The organism is Microbacterium flavum (assembly GCF_018717645.1).
Classification (GTDB): Bacteria; Actinomycetota; Actinomycetes; order Actinomycetales; family Microbacteriaceae; genus Microbacterium; species Microbacterium flavum.
The window spans coordinates 116,271-141,950 of the sequence record NZ_JAFLHG010000011.1 but is presented as its reverse complement, the minus strand read 5'-3'; the positions used below and the strand labels follow the sequence as shown (position 1 = coordinate 141,950).

The 25,680-nt window shown below is 70.1% G+C and carries 25 protein-coding genes and 2 tRNA genes; 11 read left to right on the top strand and 16 right to left on the bottom strand.

Features of this window, described 5'->3' with window-relative positions; genetic code table 11:
* Positions 1–163: 163 nt before the first annotated feature.
* The 5 genes from clpX to J0P97_RS12470 all read right to left on the bottom strand — a co-directional run bounded on the left by clpX (position 164) and on the right by J0P97_RS12470 (position 4,715).
* Positions 164–1,432 (bottom strand): ATP-dependent Clp protease ATP-binding subunit ClpX, encoded by a 1,269-nt coding sequence (gene clpX / locus J0P97_RS12490; protein WP_215488106.1) that lies wholly within the window; start codon positions 1,430–1,432, stop codon positions 164–166.
* Between the two features lie 155 nt (positions 1,433–1,587).
* Positions 1,588–2,265, bottom strand: a complete 678-nt coding sequence (locus tag J0P97_RS12485; protein ID WP_215488105.1) for an ATP-dependent Clp protease proteolytic subunit — start codon at positions 2,263–2,265, stop codon at positions 1,588–1,590.
* Positions 2,266–2,285: 20 nt separating this feature from the next.
* Positions 2,286–2,876, bottom strand: coding sequence for an ATP-dependent Clp protease proteolytic subunit (locus J0P97_RS12480; RefSeq protein WP_215488104.1), 591 nt, complete (start codon positions 2,874–2,876; stop codon positions 2,286–2,288).
* 153 nt (positions 2,877–3,029) lie between these two features.
* Positions 3,030–4,571, bottom strand: coding sequence for a trigger factor (gene tig / locus J0P97_RS12475; RefSeq protein WP_215488103.1), 1,542 nt, complete (start codon positions 4,569–4,571; stop codon positions 3,030–3,032).
* Between the two features lie 67 nt (positions 4,572–4,638).
* A tRNA-Pro gene (locus J0P97_RS12470) sits at positions 4,639–4,715 on the bottom strand.
* A gap of 142 nt (positions 4,716–4,857) precedes the next feature.
* Between J0P97_RS12470 and J0P97_RS12465 the strand changes: the two genes are divergently transcribed.
* Positions 4,858–4,931 (top strand) — tRNA-Gly (locus J0P97_RS12465).
* 4 nt (positions 4,932–4,935) lie between these two features.
* Here J0P97_RS12465 and J0P97_RS12460 read toward each other — a convergent pair.
* The gene (locus J0P97_RS12460) at positions 4,936–5,469 is read right to left on the bottom strand and encodes a gamma carbonic anhydrase family protein (protein WP_215488102.1); all 534 of its coding nucleotides are present in this window, start codon (positions 5,467–5,469) and stop codon (positions 4,936–4,938) included.
* Between the two features lie 126 nt (positions 5,470–5,595).
* Between J0P97_RS12460 and J0P97_RS12455 the strand changes: the two genes are divergently transcribed.
* Positions 5,596–6,081: a Dps family protein gene (locus J0P97_RS12455; protein WP_215488101.1), complete on the top strand. Its 486-nt coding sequence runs from the start codon at positions 5,596–5,598 to the stop codon at positions 6,079–6,081.
* An 82-nt stretch (positions 6,082–6,163) separates the two neighbouring features.
* On the opposite strand, the gene J0P97_RS12450 is transcribed toward J0P97_RS12455, so the two are convergent.
* From J0P97_RS12450 to J0P97_RS12435, 4 genes are read right to left on the bottom strand one after another with little or no spacing between them, the layout of a single operon-like run.
* Positions 6,164–7,675, bottom strand: a complete 1,512-nt coding sequence (locus J0P97_RS12450; RefSeq protein ID WP_215488100.1) for an amidohydrolase — start codon at positions 7,673–7,675, stop codon at positions 6,164–6,166.
* Positions 7,672–8,337: an FMN-binding negative transcriptional regulator gene (locus tag J0P97_RS12445; protein ID WP_215488099.1), complete on the bottom strand. Its 666-nt coding sequence runs from the start codon at positions 8,335–8,337 to the stop codon at positions 7,672–7,674. The genes J0P97_RS12450 and J0P97_RS12445 overlap by 4 nt, the downstream gene beginning before the upstream one ends.
* A 7-nt stretch (positions 8,338–8,344) precedes the next feature.
* Positions 8,345–9,361: an Fpg/Nei family DNA glycosylase gene (locus J0P97_RS12440; protein ID WP_215488098.1), complete on the bottom strand. Its 1,017-nt coding sequence runs from the start codon at positions 9,359–9,361 to the stop codon at positions 8,345–8,347.
* Positions 9,361–9,909, bottom strand: coding sequence for a ribose-5-phosphate isomerase (locus J0P97_RS12435; RefSeq protein WP_215488097.1), 549 nt, complete (start codon positions 9,907–9,909; stop codon positions 9,361–9,363). The genes J0P97_RS12440 and J0P97_RS12435 overlap by 1 nt, the downstream gene beginning before the upstream one ends.
* 57 nt (positions 9,910–9,966) lie before the next feature.
* On the opposite strand from J0P97_RS12435, the gene J0P97_RS12430 reads away from it, so the two are divergent.
* The 6 genes from J0P97_RS12430 to J0P97_RS12405 all read left to right on the top strand — a co-directional run bounded on the left by J0P97_RS12430 (position 9,967) and on the right by J0P97_RS12405 (position 18,009).
* The gene (locus J0P97_RS12430) at positions 9,967–10,341 is read left to right on the top strand and encodes an ArsR/SmtB family transcription factor (protein WP_215488096.1); all 375 of its coding nucleotides are present in this window, start codon (positions 9,967–9,969) and stop codon (positions 10,339–10,341) included.
* The gene (locus J0P97_RS12425) at positions 10,338–11,984 is read left to right on the top strand and encodes a SulP family inorganic anion transporter (RefSeq protein ID WP_215488095.1); all 1,647 of its coding nucleotides are present in this window, start codon (positions 10,338–10,340) and stop codon (positions 11,982–11,984) included. The genes J0P97_RS12430 and J0P97_RS12425 overlap by 4 nt, the downstream gene beginning before the upstream one ends.
* Before the next feature lie 74 nt (positions 11,985–12,058).
* Positions 12,059–14,629: an aminopeptidase N gene (pepN, locus tag J0P97_RS12420; protein ID WP_215488094.1), complete on the top strand. Its 2,571-nt coding sequence runs from the start codon at positions 12,059–12,061 to the stop codon at positions 14,627–14,629.
* Between the two features lie 64 nt (positions 14,630–14,693).
* The gene (locus tag J0P97_RS12415; protein ID WP_215488093.1) at positions 14,694–15,902 is read left to right on the top strand and encodes a mechanosensitive ion channel family protein; all 1,209 of its coding nucleotides are present in this window, start codon (positions 14,694–14,696) and stop codon (positions 15,900–15,902) included.
* Positions 15,899–16,303: a globin gene (locus tag J0P97_RS12410; protein ID WP_215488092.1), complete on the top strand. Its 405-nt coding sequence runs from the start codon at positions 15,899–15,901 to the stop codon at positions 16,301–16,303. The genes J0P97_RS12415 and J0P97_RS12410 overlap by 4 nt, the downstream gene beginning before the upstream one ends.
* Before the next feature lie 41 nt (positions 16,304–16,344).
* The gene (locus J0P97_RS12405) at positions 16,345–18,009 is read left to right on the top strand and encodes an FAD-binding dehydrogenase (RefSeq protein ID WP_215488091.1); all 1,665 of its coding nucleotides are present in this window, start codon (positions 16,345–16,347) and stop codon (positions 18,007–18,009) included.
* A 22-nt stretch (positions 18,010–18,031) separates the two neighbouring features.
* Here J0P97_RS12405 and J0P97_RS12400 read toward each other — a convergent pair whose 3' ends face one another.
* Entirely contained in the window at positions 18,032–18,700 is a 669-nt protein-coding gene (locus J0P97_RS12400; RefSeq protein ID WP_215488090.1) for a DUF8185 domain-containing protein, read from the bottom strand.
* Between the two features lie 90 nt (positions 18,701–18,790).
* Here J0P97_RS12400 and J0P97_RS12395 point away from each other — a divergent pair, with 90 nt between their 5' ends.
* Positions 18,791–19,630, top strand: coding sequence for an acyl-CoA thioesterase (locus tag J0P97_RS12395; protein WP_215488122.1), 840 nt, complete (start codon positions 18,791–18,793; stop codon positions 19,628–19,630).
* A 33-nt stretch (positions 19,631–19,663) separates the two neighbouring features.
* Here J0P97_RS12395 and J0P97_RS12390 read toward each other — a convergent pair whose 3' ends face one another.
* From J0P97_RS12390 to J0P97_RS12375, 4 genes are all read right to left on the bottom strand, one after another.
* Entirely contained in the window at positions 19,664–20,188 is a 525-nt protein-coding gene (locus J0P97_RS12390; RefSeq protein WP_215488089.1) for an acyl-CoA thioesterase, read from the bottom strand.
* Complete coding sequence (gene ettA, locus J0P97_RS12385; protein ID WP_215488088.1) at positions 20,181–21,860, bottom strand: energy-dependent translational throttle protein EttA; 1,680 nt, start codon at positions 21,858–21,860, stop codon at positions 20,181–20,183. The genes J0P97_RS12390 and ettA overlap by 8 nt, the downstream gene beginning before the upstream one ends.
* A 35-nt stretch (positions 21,861–21,895) precedes the next feature.
* Positions 21,896–22,384, bottom strand: coding sequence for a DUF6993 domain-containing protein (locus tag J0P97_RS12380; protein ID WP_282837180.1), 489 nt, complete (start codon positions 22,382–22,384; stop codon positions 21,896–21,898).
* 79 nt (positions 22,385–22,463) lie between these two features.
* A complete protein-coding gene (locus J0P97_RS12375; RefSeq protein WP_215488087.1) occupies positions 22,464–23,018 on the bottom strand; it encodes a single-stranded DNA-binding protein in 555 nt (184 codons plus the stop codon).
* A gap of 238 nt (positions 23,019–23,256) precedes the next feature.
* Here J0P97_RS12375 and J0P97_RS12370 point away from each other — a divergent pair, with 238 nt between their 5' ends.
* Positions 23,257–23,514 (top strand): DNA mismatch repair protein, encoded by a 258-nt coding sequence (locus J0P97_RS12370; RefSeq protein WP_246540361.1) that lies wholly within the window; start codon positions 23,257–23,259, stop codon positions 23,512–23,514.
* A 22-nt stretch (positions 23,515–23,536) separates the two neighbouring features.
* Here J0P97_RS12370 and yczR read toward each other — a convergent pair whose 3' ends face one another.
* Positions 23,537–24,952 carry a MocR-like transcription factor YczR gene (yczR, locus tag J0P97_RS12365; RefSeq protein WP_215488086.1) on the bottom strand — a complete coding sequence of 472 codons (1,416 nt, stop codon included), beginning with the start codon at positions 24,950–24,952 and terminating at the stop codon, positions 23,537–23,539.
* A 61-nt stretch (positions 24,953–25,013) separates the two neighbouring features.
* On the opposite strand from yczR, the gene yczE reads away from it, so the two are divergent.
* Positions 25,014–25,658 carry a membrane protein YczE gene (yczE, locus tag J0P97_RS12360; protein WP_215488085.1) on the top strand — a complete coding sequence of 215 codons (645 nt, stop codon included), beginning with the start codon at positions 25,014–25,016 and terminating at the stop codon, positions 25,656–25,658.
* Positions 25,659–25,680 lie beyond the last annotated feature (22 nt).

Sequence of the window (25,680 nt, the reverse complement as noted above, 5' to 3'; positions counted from 1 at the left end):
CGCCGAGGGCCGCCGCGCGCGGCTCGCCAAGGGCCGCCGCGCGCGGCTCGCCGAGGCCGAGTGTCCAGAACACGCGGAGCACCCAGCGCCCGGCTCCGCGTGTCCTGGACACTCGGCGAAGTAGCCGGGGCGCGCGGCGAGGAGGCGCGGATGCCGCGGGAGGTCAGGCGCTCTTGCGCTTGCGCTCCAGCACGAGCGTCGGTGCGGCACCCTCGGTGACGGCGGCGCGCGTCACGATGACCTTGGCGACGTCGTCGATCGAGGGGATCTCGAACATGATCGGGCCCAGCACATCCTCGAGGATCGCGCGGAGACCGCGGGCGCCGGTCTTGCGGGCCACGGCGAGGTCGGCGATCGCGAGGAGCGCGTCGTCCTCGAACTCGAGCTCAGCGCCGTCGAGCTGGAACATGCGCTGGTACTGCTTGACGAAGGCGTTCTTGGGGCCGGTGAGGATCTCGATCAGCGCGGCCTGATCGAGGGGCGCCACCGAGGTGACGACCGGGAGACGCCCGATGAACTCGGGGATGAGGCCGAACTTGTGCAGGTCCTCGGGCTCGACCTCGCTGAACAGGTCCAGCTCCTTGCCCTTCTCCTGCAGCGGAGCACCGAAGCCGACGCCGTGCTTGCCCACGCGCGAGGAGATGATCTCCTCGAGCCCGGCGAACGCGCCCGCGACGATGAAGAGCACGTTCGTGGTGTCGATCTGGATGAACTCCTGGTGCGGATGCTTGCGTCCCCCCTGCGGCGGGACGGATGCCACCGTCCCCTCCAGGATCTTCAGCAGCGCCTGCTGCACGCCCTCGCCCGAGACGTCGCGCGTGATCGAGGGGTTCTCAGCCTTCCGGGCGATCTTGTCGACCTCGTCGATGTAGATGATGCCGGTCTCGGCCCGCTTGACGTCGAAGTCGGCGGCCTGGAGGAGCTTGAGCAAGATGTTCTCGACATCCTCGCCGACGTACCCCGCCTCGGTGAGGGCGGTCGCGTCGGCGACCGCGAAGGGGACGTTGAGCCGCTTCGCGAGCGTCTGTGCGAGGTAGGTCTTGCCGCAGCCCGTGGGCCCGAGGAGCAGGATGTTGCTCTTCGAGATCTCCACCTCGTCTGCGCGCTGCTCGGCGGACTGCAGCGTCCCGTGCGCACGCACGCGCTTGTAGTGGTTGTAGACGGCGACCGAGAGGGCCTTCTTCGCGGCATCCTGACCGACGACGTACTCCTCGAGGAAGGCGAAGATCTCGCGGGGCTTGGGCAGGTCGAAATCGGCCACCGTGCCCTCGCCGGCCTCGGCCATGCGCTCTTCGATGATCTCGTTGCAGAGCTCGACGCACTCATCGCAGATGTAGACGCCGGGACCGGCGATCAGCTGCTGCACCTGCTTCTGGCTCTTTCCGCAGAAGGAGCACTTGAACAGGTCGGCACTCTCACCGATGCGAGCCATGACCACTCCTTCAGAGAACTCTCAGGGATTCGAGCCTAACCGCTGAGGGCGACATCCCGGCGGATTGCGACACGACGCGTGTGGACGGGAGGGATGCGGAAGGGCCCCGAGCAGCGGGATGATCCGCTGTCCGGGGCCCTGCCGTCACTGCCCGATCAGGATGTGATCGCGGCGGGGACGCGCTTGCGCGAGGTGAGCACCTGGTCGACGATGCCGTAGTCGAGCGCTTCGGCCGCCGAGAGGATCTTGTCGCGGTCGATGTCCTTGTTGACCTGCTCCTGCGTCCGGTTCGTGTGGCGCGCCATCGTCTCCTCGAGCCAGGTGCGCATCCGGAGGATCTCCGCGGCCTGGATCTCGATGTCGGATGCCTGGCCGTGTCCCGACTCGCCGACGGCGGGCTGATGGATGAGGATACGGGCGTTCGGCAGCGCGAGGCGCTTGCCGGGTGCGCCGGCCGCGAGGAGCACGGAGGCGGCGGATGCCGCCTGACCGAGCACGACCGTCTGGATCTGCGGCGACACGTACTGCATGGTGTCGTAGATCGCCGTCATCGCGGTGAACGAACCACCGGGCGAATTGATGTACATGATGATGTCGCGGTCCGGGTCCTGCGACTCGAGGACGAGCAGCTGCGCCATGACGTCGTCGGCCGATGCATCGTCGACCTGAACGCCGAGGAAGATCACGCGGTCCTCGAACAGCTTGTTGTACGGGTCCTGGCGCTTGTAGCCGTACGCCGTCCGCTCCTCGAACTGCGGGAGGATGTAGCGGCTCTGCGGCATGAGACCGGGCAGGGCGAGGCCCTGCGGCGTGCCGAAGGCGGGGGTGTTCATTCTTCTGTCTCCTTCGGTCGTCAGTTCGAGAGGTCCGTGCCGCCGCCGCCGACGACGTCGGTGGCGGACTCGCGGATGTGGTCGACGAACCCGTATTCGAGCGCCTCTTCGGCGGTGAACCACCGGTCGCGGTCGCCGTCGGCGTTGATCTGCTCAACGCTCTTGCCCGTCTGGGCGGCGGTGATCTCGGCGAGGCGGTTCTTCATCGAGATGATGAGCTGGGCCTGCGTCTGGATGTCGCTCGACGTTCCGCCGAAGCCGCCGTGCGGCTGGTGCAGCAGCACGCGGGCGTTCGGCGTGATGTAGCGCTTGCCCTTGGTGCCCGCGGTGAGCAGAAGCTGCCCCATCGAGGCGGCCATGCCGATGCCGACCGTCACGATGTCGTTCGGAACGAACTGCATCGTGTCGTAGATCGCCATGCCGGCCGTGATGGACCCGCCGGGTGAGTTGATGTAGAGGTAGATGTCGCGCTCGGAGTCTTCGGCGGCGAGGAGCAGGATCTTCGCGCAGATCTCGTTGGCGTTGTCATCGCGCACCTCCGACCCCAGCCAGATGATGCGGTCCTTCAGCAGCCTGTCGAAGACGCTCGTGGCGATAAGTGGTTCAGCCATGGATACTCCTGATTCCGGGTTTCCTTACGCCTTCGAATCTACCCAGCCGGGTCCACCGCCCAGCCCGTGTTCGCCGTCGGCGGAGTGCGTGTCGAAGACGGCGAAGGGCCGGATGCCTCGGCATCCGACCCTTCGATCGCTTCGCGCAGACGCTTACTCGGCGTCGGCCTTCTTCGCGGGTGCCTTCTTGGCGGCGGGCTTGCGGGCGGCCGGCTTCTTCTCGGCGGGCGCCTCGGCCTTCTCCTGTGCAGCGTCGGCCTGTGCAGCGTCGCCCTCCGCAGCGTCGGCGGTCTTCGCCGCCGGAGCCTTCTTCGCGGCCGGCTTCTTCGCGGCCGGCTTCTTGGCGGGAGCCTTCTTGGCGGGCGCCTCCTCGGCGGGAGCGGCCGCGGCCGACTCGTCGGCGTCATCCGCCTCGTCCTCGACGGCGACGAAGCCGGTGAGGTCGACGGGCTTGCCGGCGGTGTCGCGGACGGTGACCTTGCCGAGGGCGATCGCGAGCGCCTTGTTGCGCGCGACCTCGCCGACCATCGCGGGCAGCTGGTTCTGGCTCTGCAGCGCGTCCACGAACTCCTGCGGCGCCATGCCGTACTGCGCCGCCGACTGGATGAGGTACTGCGTGAGCTCCTCCTGGGACACCTGCACGTCGTGCACCTCGGCGAGCTTGTCGAGGATCATCTGAGTGCGGAACTGCTTCTCGCTGGCCTCGGTGACCTCGGCGCGGTGCGCGTCGTCCTCGAGGCGACCCTCGCCCTCGAGGTGCGAGTGCACCTCGTCCTCGACGAGCTGCGCGGGGACCGGGATGTCGGCGGCGGCGATGAGCGCCTCGACGAGCTTGTCGCGGGCCGCTGCGCCCTGGACGAAGACCGACTGCTCGGAGACGCGCTCAGCGAGGCTGTCGCGCAGCTCGGCGATCGTGTCGAACTCGCTGGCCATCTGCGCGAAGTCGTCGTCGGCGTCGGGGAGCTCGCGCTCCTTGACGGCGGTGACGGTGACCGAGACCTCGGCCTCCTCGCCGGCGTGGTCGCCGCCGACGAGCGTCGAGCGGAACGTGGTGTCCTCACCGGCGGTGAGGGAGTCGATGGCCTCATCGATGCCCTCGAGCAGCTCGCCCGAACCGACCTCGTAGGAGACGCCTTCGGCGCGGTCGATCTCGGCGCCGCCGATCGTGGCGACGAGGTCGAGCTCGACGAAGTCGCCGGTCGCGGCGGGTCGGTCGACCGTCACGAGCGTGCCGAACCGGCCGCGCAGGCGGTCGAGCTCCGCATCGACAGCGGCGGCATCGGTCTCGACGGGGTCGACCTCGACGGTGACGCCGGAGAGGTCGGGGAGGTCGAACTCCGGACGGACGTCCACCTCGACCTCGACCTTGAGGTCACCGGAGAAGTCCTTGTCGCTCGGCCAATCGATGACCTCGGCGGACGGGCGGCCGAGGGTGCGCACCTCGTTGGCGGTGACGGCTTCGCGGAAGAACCCGTCCAGACCCTCGCTGACCGCGTGCTCGATCACGGCGCCGCGACCGACGCGCTGGTCGATGATGGGCGCGGGGACCTTGCCCTTGCGGAAGCCGGGGATCTGGATGTCCTGAGCGATGTGCTCGTACGCGTGGGCGATCGACGGCTTGAGCTCGTCGGGGGTGACCGAGATGTGCAGCTTCACCCGGGTGGGGCTGAGCTTTTCGACGGTGCTGGTGACCATGCCTTTTCGTTCTCCTCGTGTTCGGTCGCGCAGGGGCGCTTCCGTGTCTGGGTCTGTGGGGGTCCGTTGGTCGGGGCGACAGGATTTGAACCTGCGGCCTCCCGCTCCCAAAGCGGGCGCTCTACCAAGCTGAGCTACGCCCCGGTCGCGCACGCAAGCGAGCGCCGAAAAACGGCCGGTGGTCAGTCTAGCCGACGCGACCTTGTAGACTCTTCTGGGTGCCGCATTCGTGTGGTGTCCACCGAAGCACGAGACGTCGGGATTCTCCTGATCGAACGTGATTTCCGGGGCTGTAGCTTAGTGGTAAAGCCTTAGTCTTCCAAACTAATGATGCGGGTTCGATTCCCGTCAGCCCCTCCACCTGTCATCGCACGACCCCGGCGTGGTTCGCCGAATGGGCCCGGTAGACCTCCGCATTGCGGAGGATGCCGGCGCGCTCGTCCTCGGTGAGCGGGCGGCGCACCTTCGCCGGCACGCCCGCGACGAGCGAGCCGTCGGGGATCTCGGCGCCCTCCAGCACCACTGCTCCCCCGGCGATGAGGCATCCTGCGCCGATCACCGCACCGGACAGCACGACGCTCCCCATGCCGATCAGCGAGCCGTCTCCGACGGTGCAGCCGTGGACGACGGCATTGTGCCCCACCGAGACGTCCCGGCCGATGACGACGGGATGCCCCGCGTCGACGTGCACGGAGACGTTGTCCTGCAGGTTGCTGCCCGCGCCGAGCGTGATGCTGTCGCTGTCGCCGCGGACCACCGCGTTGTACCAGACGCTCGCGCCCTCCTCCATCGCGACGTTCCCGATGATGCGCGCGCCGCTGGCGACGAAGGCGCTCTCGTGGATGTGCGGCGTGGCTCCCGGCAGGGAGAGGATGGAGGCGTCGTCGGCGATGCTCATGACGCCGACGATAGCGGCAGCACCGGTAAGCCGAGCCTTCTCTTGCTTGCGGAATGATGCGGCATCGGTAGCGTTGGATGCGACAGGGGCGGTTCCCAGCCCCGATCACCGGAGGAGCACAGAGACATGACCAAGACGCAGACCATCTCCATGACGGCGACCGGCCCCGAGGCCGCGTCGAGCACCGCACAGTTCCTCACCCCCGTCGTCCTCGGGCTGCAGGCGCTGGCCGTCAACGGCAAGCAGGCGCACTGGAACGTGCGCGGCAGCAACTTCATCGCCATCCACGAACTCCTCGACACCGTCGTGGCGAACGCCCAGGGCTTCGCCGACCTCGCCGCGGAGCGCATCGTCGCCCTCGGCCTGCCGATCGACGCCCGCGTGTCGACCGTCGCCGAGAAGACCGGCGCCACCCGTGTTCCCGCCGGGTTCGCGCAGTGGCAGGACGAGATCACCGCCGTCGTCACCGACATGGATGCCGTGATCGCCGACGTCCAGGCCGCGATCGACGCTCTCGACGAGACCGACCTGACGAGCCAGGACGTGGCCATCGCCATCAAGGCGGGCCTCGAGAAGGACCGTTGGTTCCTCTCGGCGCACCTCGCCGCCTGATCGAACGACCTCTGCCGCCCCGCGGCGAACAGATGCCCCGGACCACGGTCCGGGGCATCGTGCGTCGTGCTGCGAGTCCGGCTCAGGACGCGTGCGTCAGCCGCCCCCCGAGGAGCGTCGCGATGACCTCCGCCCCGCGCAGGGCACGCTCATCGACGGCCAGCGGGTCGCGGTCGACGACGACCAGGTCGGCGGTATCGCCCGGCAGGAGCGTCGCCCGCCCGAGCGAGCCGGATGCCGTCGACGCGGCCAAGGCGGTCGCGGCATCCAGGGCCTCCTCCCCCCGCCATGCGGGGCGTCCGTCGCGGGTGCGGAACACCGCGGCCGCCATCGCGGCCCACGGGTCCAGCGGGGCGACGGGCGCGTCGGAGCCGAACAGGAGGTTCGCTCCGGCCGCGGCCAGCGAGCGCAGCGGGTAGGCGATCCCCGTCTGATCCGCCCAGATGGCGTCCGTCATGTCGCGGTCGTCGATCGCGTGCTCGGGCTGCACGCTCGCGCCGACCCCGAGGCGCGCGAACCGCGGGATGTCGGCGTGGGCGACCAGCTGGGCGTGCTCGATCGTCCCGTGCGCGCCCGTCACGGCGAAGGCGTCGAGCGCGTGCGAGTTCGCGACGTCGCCGATGGCGTGCACCGCGCAGGACAGCCCTCCGCCGGTCGCTCGCATCATGAGTGCGGTGAGCGTGTCGGGCGGCACGGTGAGCATGCCGTGGTTGTGCGGGTCATCCGGGTAGGCGTGCGAGCAGGCCGCGGTGCGGGTGCCGAGCGAGCCGTCGGTGATGACCTTGAGCGAGCCCACCTGAACGAGACCCGCCGGGTCGAGGGCGTCGCCGGTCGCGAGTCCCTCGGCGATCGCGCGCTCGAGCTGCGGCGGGTAGATGCCGAAGCGGATGCGGGTGGTGTCGAACCCGGCTTCCAGGCGGCGCGCCCACGCGTCCGCGTTCCACGCCATGTCCAGGTCGACGACACCCACGATGCCGCGCGCGGCCGCCCGCTCGAGTGCGTCGCGGACGAGGCGATCGCCGGCGACCGGATCAGCGGCGTTGAGCCGGCGGGAGATCTCGAACGCGGGCTCTTCGCGGAGCAACCCGCTCGCGTCCGGGGCGAACGCCTCCGCCGCGTCGATCCCCTCACGGCGGATCGCCGCGGAGTTCAGCCACACGCTGTGCACGTCGGCGTTGATGAGGTAGGTCGGCACCTCGCCGGTGGCCGCATCGAGCATCGCCAGGGTCGGGACGTCCGGCCACAGTGCGTCGCGGAATCCGGTGCCGACCCGACGCCCGTCCCCGAGGATGGCGGCGCCGCCCATGATCGCAGCCGCCTCCACAGCGGAGGCCGCGCCGCCGAGGGGCTCACGCTGCGCGACGAGAGCCCACTGCACGGTGTGCACGTGATGGTCCCAGAGGCCCGGCACCACCCAGCCGCCGCCGGCATCGAGGACCCCTCCACTCCGCGGCAGGGCGCCCGCCGGGGCGATGTCGATGATCCGGCCGGCCGCCAGGTGGATGTCCACGAGGTCATCCCCGAACGGGTCGAGGCGGCCCGCGCCCGTCAGCCGTGCGTCGACGATGACGGCGGGGCTCTCGCCGCGGATCACGCCTGCTCCCCCGGGGCGCTCCTCAAGCGTGCGGCCAGCATCGCGTCGTGCGCGCGGCGCATCTCACCGGACAGGCGCGGGTCGGCGTACGGGCTCCCGGCGTCGAGCTGCCGGATGATCTCGTCGACGGTCTCCTCCGGTCGGTTCTGGCTGAGCTTGCGCTTGGCGGTCACCGTGGTCGGCGTCAGACGGAATCCGACCGTCCCGCGCTCCAGGCGCCGGACGTACTCCTCGTCGTTCGGCGCCTGCCACATGAGCCGCGGCTGCGGGAGCGCGCTCTCGAAGCGGGCGACGAGGCGATCGAGGACGCGGAGGTTCTCTTCCGGCGACAGGATCTCCGGGATGCCGGACAGGTGCACGGCCACGTAGTTCCAGGTGGGGACGTTGGGGCCGGGCGCGTACCACCCCGGCGAGATGTACCCGTGCGGCCCCTGCGCGATGACGAGCAGTTCCCGTTCGCCCAGGCCGTGGATCCCGTCGTCGGGCTTGCCGACGTGACCCACGACCGTGAGGTCATCGCGGTCCTCGTCGAGGAGCACCGCGTAGTGCGAGGCGACGAGGCCGTCGGGCGTGGCGCTGACGAGCGTCATCCACGGATTCTCGTCGAGGATGCGGCGCATCTCCGCGACATCCGTCATGGTGAAGCTGGGGTTCTGTCTCATGCAGCGCTCATTTCTGGCAGGACGGGCACCAGTACAGCTTGCGGGCGCCCATCTCCTCGAGGACGATCTCGGTGCCGCACACCCGACACGGCAGCCCCGCGCGGTGGTACACCCAGTGCCGGTCGTCACGGTGCGCCATCGCGCGCCGGTAGGCCTCAGGATCCAGATCGTCCATCGTCATCATCTGTCCGGTCTCGACGCCGATCACGAGCAGCCGCGCCCAGTCGCGCCAGATCTCCCGCACGACCGCCTCGGGCACGAGCTTGCCGGGGGTGTGCGGGTCGAGGAGCGCGCGATAGAGCAGCTCCGCCCGGTAGACGTTGCCGATTCCGCTCACGACGTTCTGATCCATGAGCAGCAACCCGATGGGCGTGGGCTTGCGGCGCACGACCGCCGTGAACCGCTCTTCGCCCTCGGCGAGATCATCCACGAGCGGGTCCGGCCCGAGCTTCGCGATCGTGGCCTGGACCTCATCCGGGCTCTGCAGTTCGCAGGCCGTGGGGCCGCGCAGGTCGGCGCAGGTCACTTCGGTGAGCAGCCGCAGGCGCACCTGCCCGACGACCGGGGGCGGGAAGTCGTCACCGTCGCCGCCGAGTCCCTGTGTCTGCTCGCTCATCCGTACGCGACCGCGGGCGCGGCGCGGCGCCCCGATGGAGCTCAGCGAGTTCTCGCCGGCATCGTCGAAGACAGAGGCTGCGGCCTCGACGGCCGCGCCGAGGTCCGTTCCCCGCTGATTCGTCTGCCCCATCCGCCCGTTGGCCGAGGCGATGGTCGGGTCGACGAGGATCTCCCCCGCGAAGTCCCACGCGCCGTACATCCCGAGGTGCACACGGAGCCACAGGTCGCCGTCGAAGGCGAGGAACATCTGCTTTCCGACGGCGCGGACCGCCACCGCCTCGCGCCCGTCGATGACGGAGGCGCCCTCGGCGAACCGTCCCTGCGGGCTGCATGCCGCGACGGTGCGGCCCACGATGTTCCGGTCGAACTGCCGAGCGATGCGGTGGACGGAATGACCCTCGGGCATCAGCCGGCTTCGGGGTCCATCGCGTCGGCGGACTCGCCGCCGACCGCCCCGGCACCCGCCTCCGCGGCGCGCGGGTCGGGCAGCAGCGAGCCGTCGCGCTCGAAGTCGGACAGCTGCGCGATGCGGCGGGCGTGACGCTCCTCACCGGAGAACGGGGTCGCGATGAAGCGGTCGATGAAGGTGATCGCCTCATCGATGGTGTGCTGTCGCGCGCCGATCGCGATGACGTTCGCATCGTTGTGCTCGCGGGCGAGCTCCGCGGTGGCGATCGACCACACGAGCGCGGCGCGGGCGCCCTCGACCTTGTTCGCCGCGATCTGCTCGCCGTTGCCCGAGCCGCCGAAGACGACCCCCAGAGTCTCGATGCCCGCGCGCTGATCGCGGACGACCGCCTGCGCGGCACGGATGCAGAACGCGGGGTAGTCATCGAGCGGGTCGTACTCGATCGGCCCGTGATCGACGACCTCGTGGCCCTCACCGGCCAGGTGGTGCTGGAGCTGGGTGGAGAACTCGAGCCCGGCGTGATCAGTCGCGATGTGGATGCGCATGCGTCCATCCTAGGGACGCGCGGATCACTCCGGACCTGTCGGTATGATGACTCCATCATGCCATTCAGTCAGACGCAGAAGCCCCTCTACGAGGTCAAGGCGAACCTGTTCAAGGGACTCGCGCACCCGTTCCGCATCCGCCTGCTGGAACTCCTGGCCGGAGCCCCCGAGCTCACCGTCGCCGAGCTGCAGCGCGAGACCGGTCTCGAGGCATCCCACCTCTCGCAGCACCTGTCCGTCCTGCGCCGCCATCGCCTCGTCGAGTCGGACCGCCGGGCAAGCCACGTGTACTACCGCCTGTCCGACCCGCGCGTCGCGGACCTGCTCAGCGCCGCGCGGGAGCTGCTCCTGGGCATCCTCAGCGCGGACGGTGACCTGCTCGAGGGCGCGCAGTCCCTCCCCGCCCTCCCCGCTTCCGCGACTCGCTCATGACCGGAAGCATCCGGAGCCTCCTCCCGTCGCGGCGCGACTACGCGCACGTGGGGCGCACGTGGCGCGCCGACCTCCTGGCCGGCCTGACGGTCGGCATCGTGGCACTGCCCCTGGCCCTGGGGTTCGGAGTGAGTTCCGGGCTCAGCGCCGAGGCGGGACTCATCACGGCCGTCGTCGCCGGCGTGCTCGCCGCGGTCTTCGGCGGATCGCACGTGCAGGTGTCCGGCCCGACGGGCGCGATGGTCGTCGTGCTCGTGCCGATCGTCGCGACCCATGGTCCCGGCGCGGTCGCGGTGGTCGCGCTGCTCGCCGGCGTCCTGGTCCTCGCGGCCGGGGCCCTGCGCCTCGGGCGAGCGGTGTCCTACATCCCCTGGCCCGTCATCGAGGGGTTCACGCTCGGGATCGCGGTGATCATCTTCTCGCAGCAGATCCCCGCGCTCGTCTCCGCGCACTCCGCGCCGGCCGACGAGCACAGCGCGAACGCGATCATCGCCGCTGTGCAGTCCTTCGCGCGCTTCGACCCCGGCTACGCGGCCTGGGCGCTCGGTTCGGTCGCGGTGGTCGCCCTGTGCATGTGGGGCGCGCCGCGGGTGCACCGGGCGATCCCCGGCTCCCTCATCGGCATCGTGGTGGTGGCCGTGCTCACGCTCGCGGTCGGGGCGCCGCTCGCCCGCATCGGCGCGCTCCCCGCCGCTCTCCCCGCCCCCGCGCTTCCCCTCGTCGACCTGCCGACGCTCGCCGCCCTCGCGGCGCCGGCCGCGACGGTGGCGGCGCTCGCGGCGATCGAGTCGCTCCTGTCCGCACGCGTGGCGGCGAGCCTCGCGGACACGGGCGCGTACGACCCCGACCGCGAACTGGTCGGACAGGGCCTGGCATCGATCGGTTCATCGCTGTTCGGCGGGATGCCGGCGACGGGTGCCATCGCGCGGACGGCCGTGGGCGTCCGCTCCGGCGGCCGCAGCCGGCTCGCGGCGCTCACGCACGCGCTCGTCCTGCTCCTGATCGTCCTCGTCGTCTCCGGGCCCGTCGGTCAGATCCCGCTCGCCGCCCTCGCCGGCGTGCTCATGGTGACGGCCGTGCGGATGGTGCACCCGGACACCGTCCGCGCCATCCTCCGCTCGACGCGCGCCGACGCCGTGGCATTCGTCGCGACAGCGGTCATCACGGTCTCGTTCGACCTCATCGTCGCGGTGCTGATCGGCGTCGCCTTCGCAGCCTTCTTCGCGCTGCGCGGAATGTCGCAGGCATCGAAGGTCCGGCGCGAGGACCTCCGGGGCGAGCCGCGACCGGGCGACGAGCGCATCGCCATCCTGCGCTTCGACGGCCCGCTCTCGTTCACGTCCGCCGATCGCGTGTTCGCCGAGGTGGACGCGATCCGCGGGGTGTCGGTCGTCATCATGCGCATGAGTCAGCTCGAACTCGTCGACGCGACCGGCGCGCACATGCTGGGCGAGATCACGCAGGCCCTCGAGCGACGCGGCGTGACCGTGCTCATCAAAGGCGTGCAGCCGCGCCACGAGGAGCTCTTCCGCTCCGTCGGTGTCCTCGACGCCCTGCGCCACCACAACCACCTCTTCGCCGACCTGCCGTCGGCGATCACACACGCGCGCAGCCACGTGCAGCGTGAAACGACGACCGCGTAGGCTGGGTGGGTTGCCGCCGGCGCCAGCAGTGCCGGACGGTTCGGACCACACCCCTCACCCATGGGAGTACCGCAGTGCCTGGACAGAACCTGACCCGCATCGAGGCGCAGGAGCGCCGCGCGATCATCGACCCCTCGACAAGCTCGGGGGCCGGCATCTCGTACGACGTCGCGCTGGACCTGACGAAGGGCGCCGAGGTCTTCGGATCCCGCTCCGTCATCCGCTTCACCGCCACCGAGGGTGCCTCGACCTTCATCGACCTCATCGCCCGCGACGTGCGGGAGATCACCCTCAACGGCGCCGCGCTCGATCCCGCCGAGGTCTTCGCCGACTCCCGGATCCGCCTCGACGGCCTCGCTGCGGACAACGAACTCATCGTCGATGCCGATGGCATCTACACGAACACCGGTGAGGGCCTGCACCGCTTCGTCGACCCCGTCGACGGCGAGGTCTACCTCTACTCCCAGTTCGAGGTCCCCGACTCGCGCCGCGTCTTCGCGGTGTTCGAGCAGCCCGACCTCAAGGCGACGTTCCAGTTCACGGTGACCGCGCCGGAGGCCTGGAAGGTCGTCTCCAACTCGCCGACGCCCGAGCCCGCGCCCGGCCCCGACGGAACGGCCACGTGGGCGTTCGAGCCGACGCCGCGCATCTCGTCCTACATCACCGCGATCGTCGCGGGTCCCTACGAGGCCACGTTCTCAGAGCTTCAGAGCGCCTCCGGCCGCGTCATCCCGCTCGGCGTCTACGGCCGCAAGAGCCTGTGGCAGCACCTCGACGCCGACTACATCTTCGACAAGACCCGCGAAGGCTTCGCCTACTACGAGGAGAAGTTCGGGTACCCCTATCCGTTCGCCAAGTACGACCAGCTGTTCGTCCCCGAGTTCAACGCCGGGGCCATGGAGAACGCGGGTGCGGTCACCTTCACCGAGACCTACGTGTTCCGCAGCAAGGTGACCGACGCCGTCAAGGAGCGCCGCGTCGTCACGATCCTGCACGAGCTCGCCCACATGTGGTTCGGCGACCTGGTCACGATGAAGTGGTGGAACGACCTCTGGCTCAACGAGTCCTTCGCCGAGTGGGCCTCGACCATCGCGACCGCCGAGGCCACCGAGTGGACCGAGGCATGGACGACCTTCAACGCGATGGAGAAGACCTGGGCCTACCGCCAGGATCAGCTCCCCTCCACCCACCCCGTCGTAGCGGAGATCAATGACCTGCACGACGTCGAGGTGAACTTCGACGGGATCACCTATGCCAAGGGCGGCTCGGTCCTCAAGCAGCTGACCTCGTGGGTCGGCATCGACGAGTTCTTCGCGGGCGTCGGCGCGTACTTCCAGAAGCACGCGTTCGGCAACACCGAGTTGCGCGACCTCCTCACCGAGCTCGAGGCCACGAGCGGACGCGATCTGTCGACCTGGTCGAAGAAGTGGCTGGAGACCGCCGGCGTGAACACGCTGGCCCCGGAGCTGAAGACGGATGCCGCCGGCAGGCTCACGCGCTTCGCGATCGTCCAGACGGCCCCCGCCGACTACCCGACGATCCGCCCGCACCGCCTCGGCGTCGGCTTCTACGACCTCGACGGCGACGCCCTCGTGCGCACGCACCACATCGAGCTCGACGTCGACGGCGACCTCACCGAGGTGCCCGAACTCGTGGGTCTCGCGCAGCCCGACCTCGTGCTCCTGAACGACGAGGACCTCGCCTACGCGAAGATCCGCCTGGACGAGCGGTCGCTGCGCACCGCCATCGCACACCTGGGGAAGATCTCCGACCCGCTCGCCCGCTCGCTCGTCTGGGGCGCCGCGTGGGATCAGACCCGCGATGCGGATGCCTCGGCATCCGACTACGTCGACCTCGTTCTCGCGAACATCGGCGCCGAGACGGAGTCGACCACGGTGCGCACGACGCTCGGACAGCTCCAGCTCGCGGCGAACACGTACGTCGCGCCCGAGAAGCGCGAGAGCACCCGCGAGAAGGTCGCCGACGGGCTCTGGGCCCTCGCCCAGTCCGCCGAGGCGGGCAGCGACAGCCAGCTGCAGTTCGTCACGGGCTTCGCGAGCGCCGCCGCGACGGCGGCGCAGTGGGAGCAGGTGCGCGCGCTGCGGGACGGCGAGACCACCCTGCCCGGGTTGGAGATCGACGCCGACCTGTCGTGGGCGCTCCTCGTGTCCCTCGCCGCCGGCGGGGTCGTGACCGCGAGCGACATCGACGCGGCACGCGCCGCGGACAACACGGCGAAGGGCGGCGAGTTCGCGGCCCAGGCCCGAGCGGCGCTTCCCCAGGTCGAGGCGAAGCGCGCGGCGTGGTCCTCGCTCATCGACACGGCGGACCTTCCCAACACCGTGGTGCGCGCATCGGCGCTCGGCTTCGTCAACGCGAACGGCGTCGAGGCGCTGAGATCCTTCGTCGAGCCCTACTTCGACATGCTGCTGCCGGTGTGGGAGAGCCGCACCTACCACATCGCCGAGTACCTCATCATCGGGCTCTACCCGGCCGCGCTGGCGAACACGGAACTGCGCGACGCGACGCGACGCTGGCTCGATGCGCACCGCGACACCGCTCCGGCGCTGCGCCGCCTGGTGCGCGAGAACCTCGCCGGTGTCGAGCGCGCGCTCGCCGTGCAGGAACGGGATGCCGCAGCCTGACGTCCGTACGCGCCGACGCCCCCTCACGCCCAGCCGGCGCTGAGGGGGCGTCGGTAGGATCAGGATGATGCGCACCCCCCTCGACGACACCTCTCCCGCGCCCGACACGGGCTTCACGTGGAGCCAGTTCGGCACTGATGTGCTGGGCTCCCTCGCCGACCTCGGCTGGCTGCTGCTCTCGATCGCGGGCATCATCATCGGCGCGTTCATCCTGTCGTGGGTGATGCGGCGACTGATCACGCGGGTCGTCGACCGCATCGTGCGCGGAGCGAAGAGCAAGGCGGACACCGACGACACGCGTGCCGTCGACAACTCGCCTCTCGCACAGGTGCGGATCATCCAGCGCACGCGCACCCTCGGGTCGATCCTCAGCAACATCGTCAACACGACGATCGTCATCATCGCGCTGATCCTCATCGTCTTCCGGATCAGCCCGGACGTCCTCGGGTCGTTCACCCTCCTCACCGCCGCGCTCGGCGCCGGCCTCGGCTTCGGCGCCCAGAACATCGTCAAGGACGTCCTCAACGGCATCTTCATCGTCGCGGAGGATCAGGTCGGCATTGGCGACGTCGTCGACCTCGACCTCGCGACCGGAGTCGTCGAGTACGTGAGCGTGCGCGTGACGCACGTCCGCGACGTGAACGGAACCCTCTGGTACGTGCGCAACGGCGAGATCACCCGGATCGGCAACATGTCGCAGGGGTGGTCCCGCGTCATCATCGACCTCGCCGTCCCCGTCGATGCGGAGATCTCCGAGGTCGAGAAGGCGATGCTCGATGCCGCCAAGGGACTCGCGAAGGATCCGAAGTGGCGCACCCGCCTCATCGATCAGCCCGAGGTGTGGGGGCTCGAGTCGATCGGCGGCGACGCCCTCGTCATCCGCCTCGTGCAGAAGACGCGCACCAATGCGAAGGATGACGTCGCCCGCGAGCTGCGCATGCGGCTCAAGCATGCGATGGACGAGCTGGGGCTCACCCTCCCGCAGCTGAACTCGATCGTCCTCTCCGGCACCGATGGCGCCCAGCGCGTCCGCGGGGCGAACCCGCCGCGGACCAAGCCGACGCCCGTCACCACCGCCGCTGAGGCGAAACCCGTCTGGAAGCCGCGTCGCACGGCAAAGAAGTCCGTCCGCGAGGCCGACACGGACCATGGCGAGCCGGCGAAGGATGCCCTGACCCCTCCCCCCTCCTCGCCGGAAGGGTCTGCCCCCGGCTCCGTGGCGCCGACCGGCGAAGGCCCGACGGGCGACACGCCGAAGAAGGAGAAGCCGTGAGCGACGAGACCCCCGTGTCGTTCTACGACCAAGTCGGCGGTCACGAGACCTTCGTTCGCCTCGTGGACGCGTTCTATCGCGGCGTCGCCTCCGACGACGTGCTGAAGCCGATGTACCCCGAGGACGACCTCGGCCCGGCGGCAGAGCGCCTCACGCTGTTCCTCGAGCAGTACTGGGGCGGGCCGACGACCTACGGCGCAACGCGCGGTCATCCGCGCCTGCGGATGCGCCACCTCCCGTTCCGCGTCAACCCCGACGCCCGCGATCGGTGGCTCGCGCACATGCGGGCCGCTGTCGACGGCCTCGGCCTGTCGCCCCTGCACGAGGCCACGCTGTGGGACTATCTCGAACGGGCGGCGTTCGCGATGGTCAACACCTTCGAGCCGACGCCGCACCCCTAGCGGGCCTACGGACCCACCCTCTGGACGACGAAGGAGTCGCCATGCCCCCGCAGCACCACCACGCGGATGTCCTCGTGATCGGCTGGGGCCTCGCCGGCCTCGTCGCCGCCTCCGGAGCCGCCGCCGAGGGGAAGCGCGTCGTGATCGTCGATCAGGAGTCGCGACCCAATCTCGGCGGCCAGGCATTCTGGTCGTTCGGCGGTCTCTTCTTCGTCGACTCCCCCGAGCAGCGCCGAATGGGGATCAACGATTCGCTGGAGCTCGCGCGACAGGACTGGTTCGACACCGCCGGTTTCGATCGCGACGAGGATCGGTGGCCGCGGCAGTGGGCGGAGGCGTACCTCCAGTTCGCGGCGGGAGAGAAGCGCGCCTGGCTGCGCGAGAAGGGCGTCGGCTTCTTCCCCGTCGTCGGATGGGCCGAGCGCGGCGGGTACACCGCTACCGGGCCGGGGAACTCCGTCCCCCGGTTCCACATCACGTGGGGCACGGGACCGGGGCTCGTCGCGCCGTTCCACGCCGCCGTCGAGAGCGCCGAGGCCCAGGGCCGCATCACGATCCTCCCGCGCCATCGGGTGACGCATCTGACCACGGCCGACGGCGCGGTCACCGGCGCGAGCGGCGAGGTGCTGGCGCCGGACGCGGCCCCCCGCGGCGCGGCGACGTCGCGCGAGCCCGTCGGCGAGTTCACCGTCACGGCCGGCGCGACGGTCGTCTCCTCCGGCGGGATCGGCGGCAACCACGAGCTCGTCCGCGCACAGTGGCCGGCGCGTCTCGGCGCGCCGCCCGCGACGATGATCACCGGCGTCCCGGCGTACGTGGACGGGTCGATGCAACCCGTCTCCGCCGCGGCCGGCGCGCACCTCATCGGCGGTGACCGCATGTGGCACTACGTCGAAGGCATCCAGAACTGGGACCCCATCTGGCCCGGGCATGGGATCCGCATCCTCCCCGGGCCCTCGTCCGTGTGGCTGGATGCGACGGGTGCGCGCCTTCCCGTTCCGCTCTTTCCGGGCTTCGACACGCTCGGCACGCTCGCGCACCTGCGCCGCACCGGTCACGACCACTCCTGGTTCGTCCTGTCGCAGCGGATCGTGGAGAAGGAGTTCACACTCTCCGGCAGCGAGCAGAACCCCGACCTGACGGGGAAGGATGTGCGCCTCCTCCTCCGCTCGAGGCTCGGCAAGGGGGCCGCGGGCCCCGTGCAGTCCTTCTTGGACCACGGCGCCGACTTCGTCGTCCGGCGCACGCTCGGCGAGCTCATCACGGGGATGCGGGCGCTGCCCGGCGGCGAGGCGCTCGACCCCGACCTCGTGCGGCGCGAGGTCGAGGCCCGCGATCGCGAGATGGACAACGACTTCACGAAGGACGCCCAGATCGCGATGCTGCGCTCTGCGCGGGCCTACCGGGGCGACCGGCTCATCCGCACCGCAGCACCCCATCGGATCCTCGACCCCGAGGCCGGGCCGCTCATCGCGGTGAAGCTCCACGTCCTCACCCGCAAGTCGCTCGGCGGGATCGAGACCGACCTGTCCGGGCGGGCCCTCGGCGCGGACGGCGCGCCGATCCCCGGTCTGTACGCAGCCGGCGAGGCGGCGGGATTCGGCGGCGGGGGGATGCACGGGTATCGGGCCCTGGAGGGCACCTTCGTCGGCGGATGTCTGTTCTCCGGACGCATCGCCGGTCGGGCGGCCGCCGCGGCGGTCTGAGGGGCCGGCCCTCCCGTGCGGATCAGGCGGCGCCGGTGGTCCGCACGGACGTCAAGCCGCTGCGCACCGTGTCGCGGACCAGCACGTGACCGCGGTCGAGGCTCACCCGCGTCCAGGGACCGGCACGCCGGATCATCGCCTGCTCCTCGCCGGCGATGAAGCCGAGGGCGAAGGCGGCGAAGGCGACGCCCAGCGGCAGCCCGGCGAGCCCGTCGTCCGCCTCCCCCCAGACCGCGGCGCGGACCGTCTGGACGACGTCCTCCCCGGCATCCGTCGGCACCGCCTCCGCGACGGCCGCGATGCCCCACTGCGATCGGGTGGCAAGGTCGGCGGCGGGGATCTCCCCGACCGCCACCCATCCGGCGCGCGGCGGGGAGATCCCCGCCCACGGTGCCGTCACCGCGGAGGCGGGGAGGCGGATCGCGGCGGCATCGTCGGCTGCCACCAGCGCGCCGGCGTCGACGACGAGGTCGCACACGAGCTCGGGATCGACGCTGACCGCGCGCATGCCGAGCACCGTCGGAACTGCTTCCAGCAGCGTTCGCGGGGCGAGGACGGGCGTGGTCAGGACGAGGATCCCGTCCTGCGCCTTCAATCGCACCGTCCCCTCGCCCAGACGAGACGCGCGCTGCGCGAAGACGAGGACGTCCGACGCTGTGGCTGCGTCGGGGAAGAGGAGGTCGTGAGGCATCCGCCCTAAACTACCAAGCGGGCGGCCGTACGGGCGCACGACGACGGGAGCACAGTGGGTCAGAGCGACACGTCCTTCGATCCGGTGACGATGATGCTCGAGGTGCTCGACCTCGCCTCGAGCGAGGCGCGAACGACCGAGGACATCTTCACCGGCAGCTCACACCCCATGCCCACGGGGCGGATCTTCGGCGGTCAGGTGCTGGCGCAGGCGATCATCGCCGCCGACCGCACGACGGGCGACGACCGCGTCCCCCACTCGATGCACGGGTATTTCCTGCGCCCGGGGGACGCCGCTCAGGGTCTGACGCTGTCGGTGGATCGCATCCACGACGGGCGGTCGTTCTCGACGCGCCGGACGCAGGCGTATCAGCACGGCGTCCCGATCTTCTCGATGATCGCCTCGTTCGAGCGGGAAGATCCGGGTCTCGAGCACCAGGCGAGCCCGCCTGCCGGAATCACGCCGCCGGACGAGCTCCTCTCCGCCGCGACGGTCCATCCGCTCTCCCGACGACTTCTCGCCGACAGCCCGATCGAGGTGGTCCACGCGGAGGGCGCGATCTACGACGCGGTCCCGGACGCTCCCGTCCCCGCTCAGCACGTCTGGATGCGCACGCGCCGACCGATCGGAGACGATCCCGTCGTCCACCGCGCCGTCCTCGCCTATATGAGCGACCTCACCATCCAGGAGTCCGTCCTGCGTGCGCACGGCGTGCCGTGGTCGCAGCCGGGTCTGAAGGTCGCGAGCCTCGACCACGCCATGTGGTGGCATCGTCCAGCGCGGGTCGACGAGTGGCTGCTCTACGCGCAGGAATCACCGAGCGCCCGTGGCGGGCGAGGGCTCGCGACGGGCCGCATCTTCACGCGGGAGGGCGACCTGGTCGCCACCGTCGCCCAGGAGATCATGGTGCGCGTCCCCGACGGGGCGTGAGAGGCGCTTCGGTCGGGAGGACCCGCGTCCGCGTCAGCGCCGGTTGAACGCGACCGGTTCCCCGAGGTAGGGCGCCCAGGCCGTGCGCATGCGCTCGCTCAGGCGCACGGGACGGAAGGTCGCGGCGTCGACGAGGACGACCGCGGAGGATGCGCGGGCGTACAGCGTCTGATCGGCGTCGCTGCGGGGGCTGAAGACCTCGTAGCAGACCTCGACGCTGGAGCCGCCGAGCTTGCCGAACCACATCTGCACATCGAGGGGCTCCCGGCGGTACGGCACGGGGGCGAGGTACTCGATCTCCTGGCGCGCGATGAGGGTGAGCTCACCGGCATCCAGACCCGCGTCGATGACGGCGGTGTCGGGGGCTTCCTCACCCGCGATCGGCGACCAGAAGACGCGCACGCGCGCCTCTTCGAGCAGCTTCAGCATCGTGGCGTTGTTGACGTGGTTGAACGCGTCCAGGTCGCCCCACCGCAGGTGGATCGGGACATGGATGCGGACGCCCGCTCCCGACGCTGAGGCCGCCCCGCTCCCTGAGCGTGTCGAAGGGTCAGTCACGCGTGAGCTTCCGGTGCGTCGAACGGTGCGGGTTGGCCGCGTCCGGGCCGAGGCGCTCGATCTTGTTGGCCTCGTACGCCTCGAAGTTGCCCTCGAACCAGTACCACTGGTCGGGGTTCTCCTCGGTGCCCTCGTACGCGAGGATGTGCGTCGCGATGCGGTCCAGGAACCACCGGTCGTGGGTGATGACGACGGCGCAGCCGGGGAACTCCAGCAGGGCGTTCTCGAGTGAGGACAGGGTCTCGACGTCGAGGTCGTTCGTGGGCTCGTCGAGGAGGAGCAGGTTGCCGCCCTCCTTGAGCGTGAGCGCGAGATTCAGGCGGTTGCGCTCACCACCGGAGAGGACGCCGGCCTTCTTCTGCTGGTCGGGTCCCTTGAAGCCGAACTTGGAGACGTAGGCGCGCGAGGGGATCTCGATCTTGCCCACGGTGATGATGTCGAGGCCGTCGGAGACGACCTCCCACAGCGTCTTGTTCGGGTCGATGTTCGCGCGGCTCTGGTCCACGTAGCTGATCTTGACGGTCTCACCGACCTTGAGGTCGCCTCCGTCGAGCGGCTCGAGTCCGACGATCGTCTTGAAGAGGGTCGTCTTGCCGACGCCGTTCGGGCCGATGACGCCGACGATGCCGTTCGGGGGAAGGCTGAAGCTCAGTCCGTCGATGAGCGAACGGTCGCCGAAGCCCTTCTGCAGCTTCTTCGCCTCGATCACGACGCTGCCCAGGCGCGGACCGGCGGGGATCTGGATCTCCTCGAAGTCCAGCTTGCGCGTGCGCTCCGCCTCGGCGGCCATCTCCTCGTAACGCTGCAGACGAGCCTTCGACTTGGTCTGGCGCCCCTTGGCGGAGGAGCGGACCCACTCGAGTTCGTCCTTGAGTCGCTTCGCGAGCTTGGCGTCCTTCTTGCCCTGGACGTCGAGGCGCTCGGCCTTCTTCTCCAGGTAGGTCGAGTAGTTGCCCTCGTAGCCGATGAGGCGTCCGCGGTCGACCTCGGCGATCCACTCGGCGACGTTGTCGAGGAAGTACCGGTCGTGGGTGATCGCGATGACGGCGCCCTTGTACGACTGGAGGTGCTGCTCGAGCCACAGGACGCTCTCCGCGTCGAGGTGGTTCGTGGGCTCGTCGAGGAGGAGGAGGTCCGGCTTCTGCAGGAGGAGCTTCGCGAGCGCGACACGGCGGCGCTCACCACCGGAGAGCTTGGTGACCGGCTCGTCGCCCGGCGGGGTGCGAAGCGCATCCATGGCCTGCTCGAGCTGCGAGTCGAGATCCCACCCGTCGGCAGCGTCGATGTCCTCCTGGAGGACGCCCATCTCGGCCAGGAGCGCGTCGAAGTCGGCGTCGGGATCGGCCATCAGCGCCGAGATCTCATTGAAGCGGTCGAGCTTGGCCTTGATCGCGACGCCCTCTTGGATGTTCTCCAGAACGGTCTTGGTCTCGTCCAGCTCCGGCTCCTGCATCAGGATGCCGACGGTGAAGCCCGGAGTGAGCTTGGCCTCGCCGTTGGAGGGCGTGTCGAGCCCCGCCATGATCTTGAGGATCGTCGACTTACCGGCGCCGTTGGGGCCGACCATGCCGATCTTCGCTCCGGGGAGGAACGACATCGTGACGTCGTCGAGGATCAGCTTCTCGCCCACTGCTTTGCGGGCACGGACCATGGAGTAGATGTATTCGGCCATAACGGCCCAAGTCTACGCGGCGGCGCCGCCGGGGCTCACCAGTCGATCGGACGGGTCTGACCGACTAGGCACGTGCCTCCCGGCACCTGGGGCAGGACGAGCGCGGTGGGGGTCGGTGTCGACGGCCCGACCTGGCCCACGAGGCATTCGCCCGACCACCGCACGGAGAACTGGATCGAATCCGCACCGTTCCCGACGGTCGTGAGGTCGTTGGTCAGCTCCATGGCGTCCTTCGGGAACCCCGCCGCGACGAGCGCGTCGACGTAGGCCCGACCCTGCCACCGCTGTTCCGTCGCCGCGACCTGATTCATGATGGCGGTGAAGAAGGGCAGGTTCTCCTGCGCGGTTCCTTCCGGAAGCAGCACAGGGCCTGTCGGCGTCGGCGATGCCGACGGCGACGGCGAGGACGTCGTCACCGCCGGCGCGGGGCCCGGCGTCGGAGAGCACGCGCTGAACATCATCCCGCTGATCGCGATCGCGCACGACGCGGCGAGCCGGACGGACGTCGAGACGGAACGGTGCACGCGTCGAGTCTAAAGGGGCGCGTTCGCACCCGCCCACGCTGCTCCTGGTCTCGGCATCGCGTTGCCTGCCTACACGCACTCAGAACGGTGTCTCATCCCGCGCCGCCCAGCCGCTCGCACCGATCAGCTCCGGTTCTCCGTCGGGCCGCACGTCGGAGGATTCATCGCCGGTGCGTTCGGCGGCGGGACGGTCTGCGTCGTGTCCGGCCACGGTGCCGGGCGCCGCCCACTCGCCGGCGTCTGTGGACTCAGCCTCCCTGCGGACGGCTTCCGCACCGCCCGACCGCGTCGACCTCGAGAAGGTCGCGACCCCGAACATCAGGTCGGGCCCGATGCTCGAGGCTTCGATATCGACGCTCGTCCCTGTCCGTCCGTTGCTCTCCCACGTCCGCACCTTCAGCTTGCCCACGACGATGACCCGCTGGCCCCGTTCGAGCGAGGCCAGCGCGTTCTCGGCGAGCTTGCGGAAGGCGGAGACGTTGTAGAAGTTCGTGTGGACGTCGCTCCATCCCCCATCGGCGAAGCGGCGCTCGGTGCTCGCCAGTCCGAATTTGACCATGGTCACATCCCCCGAGATCGGGACGCGTTCCGGCGCGGAGGTGAGGTTCCCCGTGATCGCGATGGTGTCTGTCATTTCTTCCGTCCCTTCGTCGACGCCCGACGGCGGATCCGTGGGCTGCTCCCGGCGCCCGTGTGCCCTTTTCCGGACGCCGGAAGCATCCCCAGGATGGCGCTGCACGATCCCGCCGAGGGAGCAGAGGGGCCGATCTGTGGATGCTTCGTTCGTGGGCCCCGCTGGGGAGGGCACGATGGGATACGCACGTCGCGGCGATGTCGGATGTCGAAGCTATGTTCGATCGCGGAGGTGCGACATGTCGCTCACGAACATCACAACGCCCGCCACGATGGCACTCGGGATCAGGGGAATCAGCCTTCGCCGCGTCTCGTCACGTCGATGGCGCGTCCTCGAGCAGACGGGCCGCGTCGTCGGCCACCTGCGCGTGGAAGCGACCTCGCAGGGCGAGAGGTTCCATGCCGAGCGATTCGATCTCGCCGCGGCGCGGATGCGGGAGGTCGGGGCGTTCTGGAGTCCGCGGGAGGCCGTGGAATGCCTGCGATACCTCCGCTGAATGACCGAAGGCGGGGCCGAGGTCACACCATCGTCTCGAGGAAGTCCCCCACGCGGTCCGGAGCCGCGGATCGCACGTCCGGCCACACCCGCGCAATCACCTCGACCGCGCGCACGAGATCGTCGACGGGAGCGGTGAACGGGATGCGGAGGCGTCGATCGTGGCCGCCGTCGACCGCGAAACGCGAGCCCGCCGAGAGATACACCCCCTCTCGGCGGGCCGCGAGGACGAGTCCCGAGCTCAGCGGCGCATCGAGTTCGATCCACAGGGCCACTCCCCCGGAGACGCGGGGGATCTGCCACTGCGGCAGGCGCGCGCGGGCGGCATCAGTGACGGCATCGCGCCCTTCACGCAGCAGCTGCGCGCGCTGGGCGAGGACATCCGGCATCCGCGCGAGCACACGCGTCGCGACCGCCTGCTCGAACTCGGGAGTTCCGAGGTCCCGGGGCGGGCGCTCGGCGACGAGGTGGGCGATCAGCTCGCTGTCGGCCCGAATCCATCCGACGCGGAGCCCTCCCCACACCGTCTTCCCCAACGACCCCACGCGGACGACGGGATGCGCGGCGAACGCGAGCGGCTCCGTCGGTGTCTCGATCGCCAGCTCTGCGGTGGTCTCGTCCACGACGATCACCGTGCCGGCGCGTGCTGCGGCACGGGCGTGGACGTCCTCCTCGGCGGCGTCCATCGAGCGGCCGGTCGGGTTCTGGAACCGCGGCATGAGGTACGCGAGCCGTGGCGCGGTCCGCGCGAACGCCTGCTCCGCTCGGTCCAGATCCCACCCGGCCTGTGGAGACACCGGGACGCCGACGAGCCGGGCGCCCGCACTGCGTAAGGCCTCAGCGGCGTGCGGATACGTCGGCGTCTCGATCAGCGCGCGGTCGCCCCGGCGCAGGAAGGACCGGCCGAGCAGATCGATCGCGGACTGCGCTCCGGTCGTGACCATCACTTCGTCGGGATCAGTGGGCAGGCCCTGCTCCGTGTAGCGGTCGGCGATCGCTGCTCGCAGGCCGAGCGACCCGCGCACATCGTAGCCGGCGCGTGCGAGGAGGGACGCGGCATCCGCGGCCACCTCGCTCATGATCCCTGCAAGTCCCGGCCACGCCGCGGGGCTTGCCTGTTGCAGATCGATCGCTCCGTCACCGGCGGTGGCGCGCCCGGGCTCCCGTCGCCGTGCCGGCAAAGTCACGCTCCCGGATCCGCGCACACTCGCGATATGACCGGAGTTCCGAAGGCTTCGGTAGGCCGTCGCCACCGTGCTGCGACTGAGTCCGAGCGTGACGGCGAGATCGCGCTCGGCCGGCAGGGCGGTGCGCGCGGCGATCCGGCCGTCCAGGCACAGCAGCCGGATGCCGTCTGCGAGAGCCTCGTAGGCGGGTTCGCGGGAGCGCCACCCGCCCAGGGCGAGGGACAGGGCGCGGGCGCTGATCCGGGAGTCCATGAGTCCACGATAGTGGAATTGGCATGGGCACCGCAGTCCAATTGCGCGCTAACGTTCGTGCATGCGCGTTCGCCTCCTGCAACTCTTCCTCGGTCTCGTGCTCTTCGGAGCAGGGTGCGGAATCATGGTGCGCGCCGATATCGGGCTCGACCCGTGGACGGTTCTCGCCCAGGGCATCTCTCGACAGACCGGCATCGGCATCGGCTGGGTGGCCAATATCGTCGGCTTCCTCGTCCTCCTGCTGTGGATCCCCCTCCGGCAGCGCCCCGGGCTCGGGACCATCGCGAACATCCTGCTCGTCGGCACGAGCATGCAGCTCACCCTCGCAGTCACCCCCCTCGTGCACGGCTTCGCACTCCAGGTGGTCGTGTTCCTCGCAGGCATGGTGCTCGTGGCTGTCGCCTCGGGCCTGTACATCGGCGCGGGATTCGGATCCGGACCCCGCGACGGATTGATGACCGGCCTGCACGCACGCTTCGCGATCCCCGTCTGGGCCGCGCGGTTCGGTGTGGAGGCGACGGTGCTGCTCCTCGGGTGGCTGCTGGGCGGGACCGTCGGCCTGGGGACGGTCCTCTTCGCCGCCGGCATCGGACCCCTCGTGCACCGTGCGCTCCCGCTCTTCGATCGCCGCCGCCGCCCGCAGGGGCCGTCCGGCCGCATCGAAGAGTCAGCGGCCGCCCGGCCCACGACGTCCGCCGCACACTGACGCGCGTCAGCGATCCGCGCAC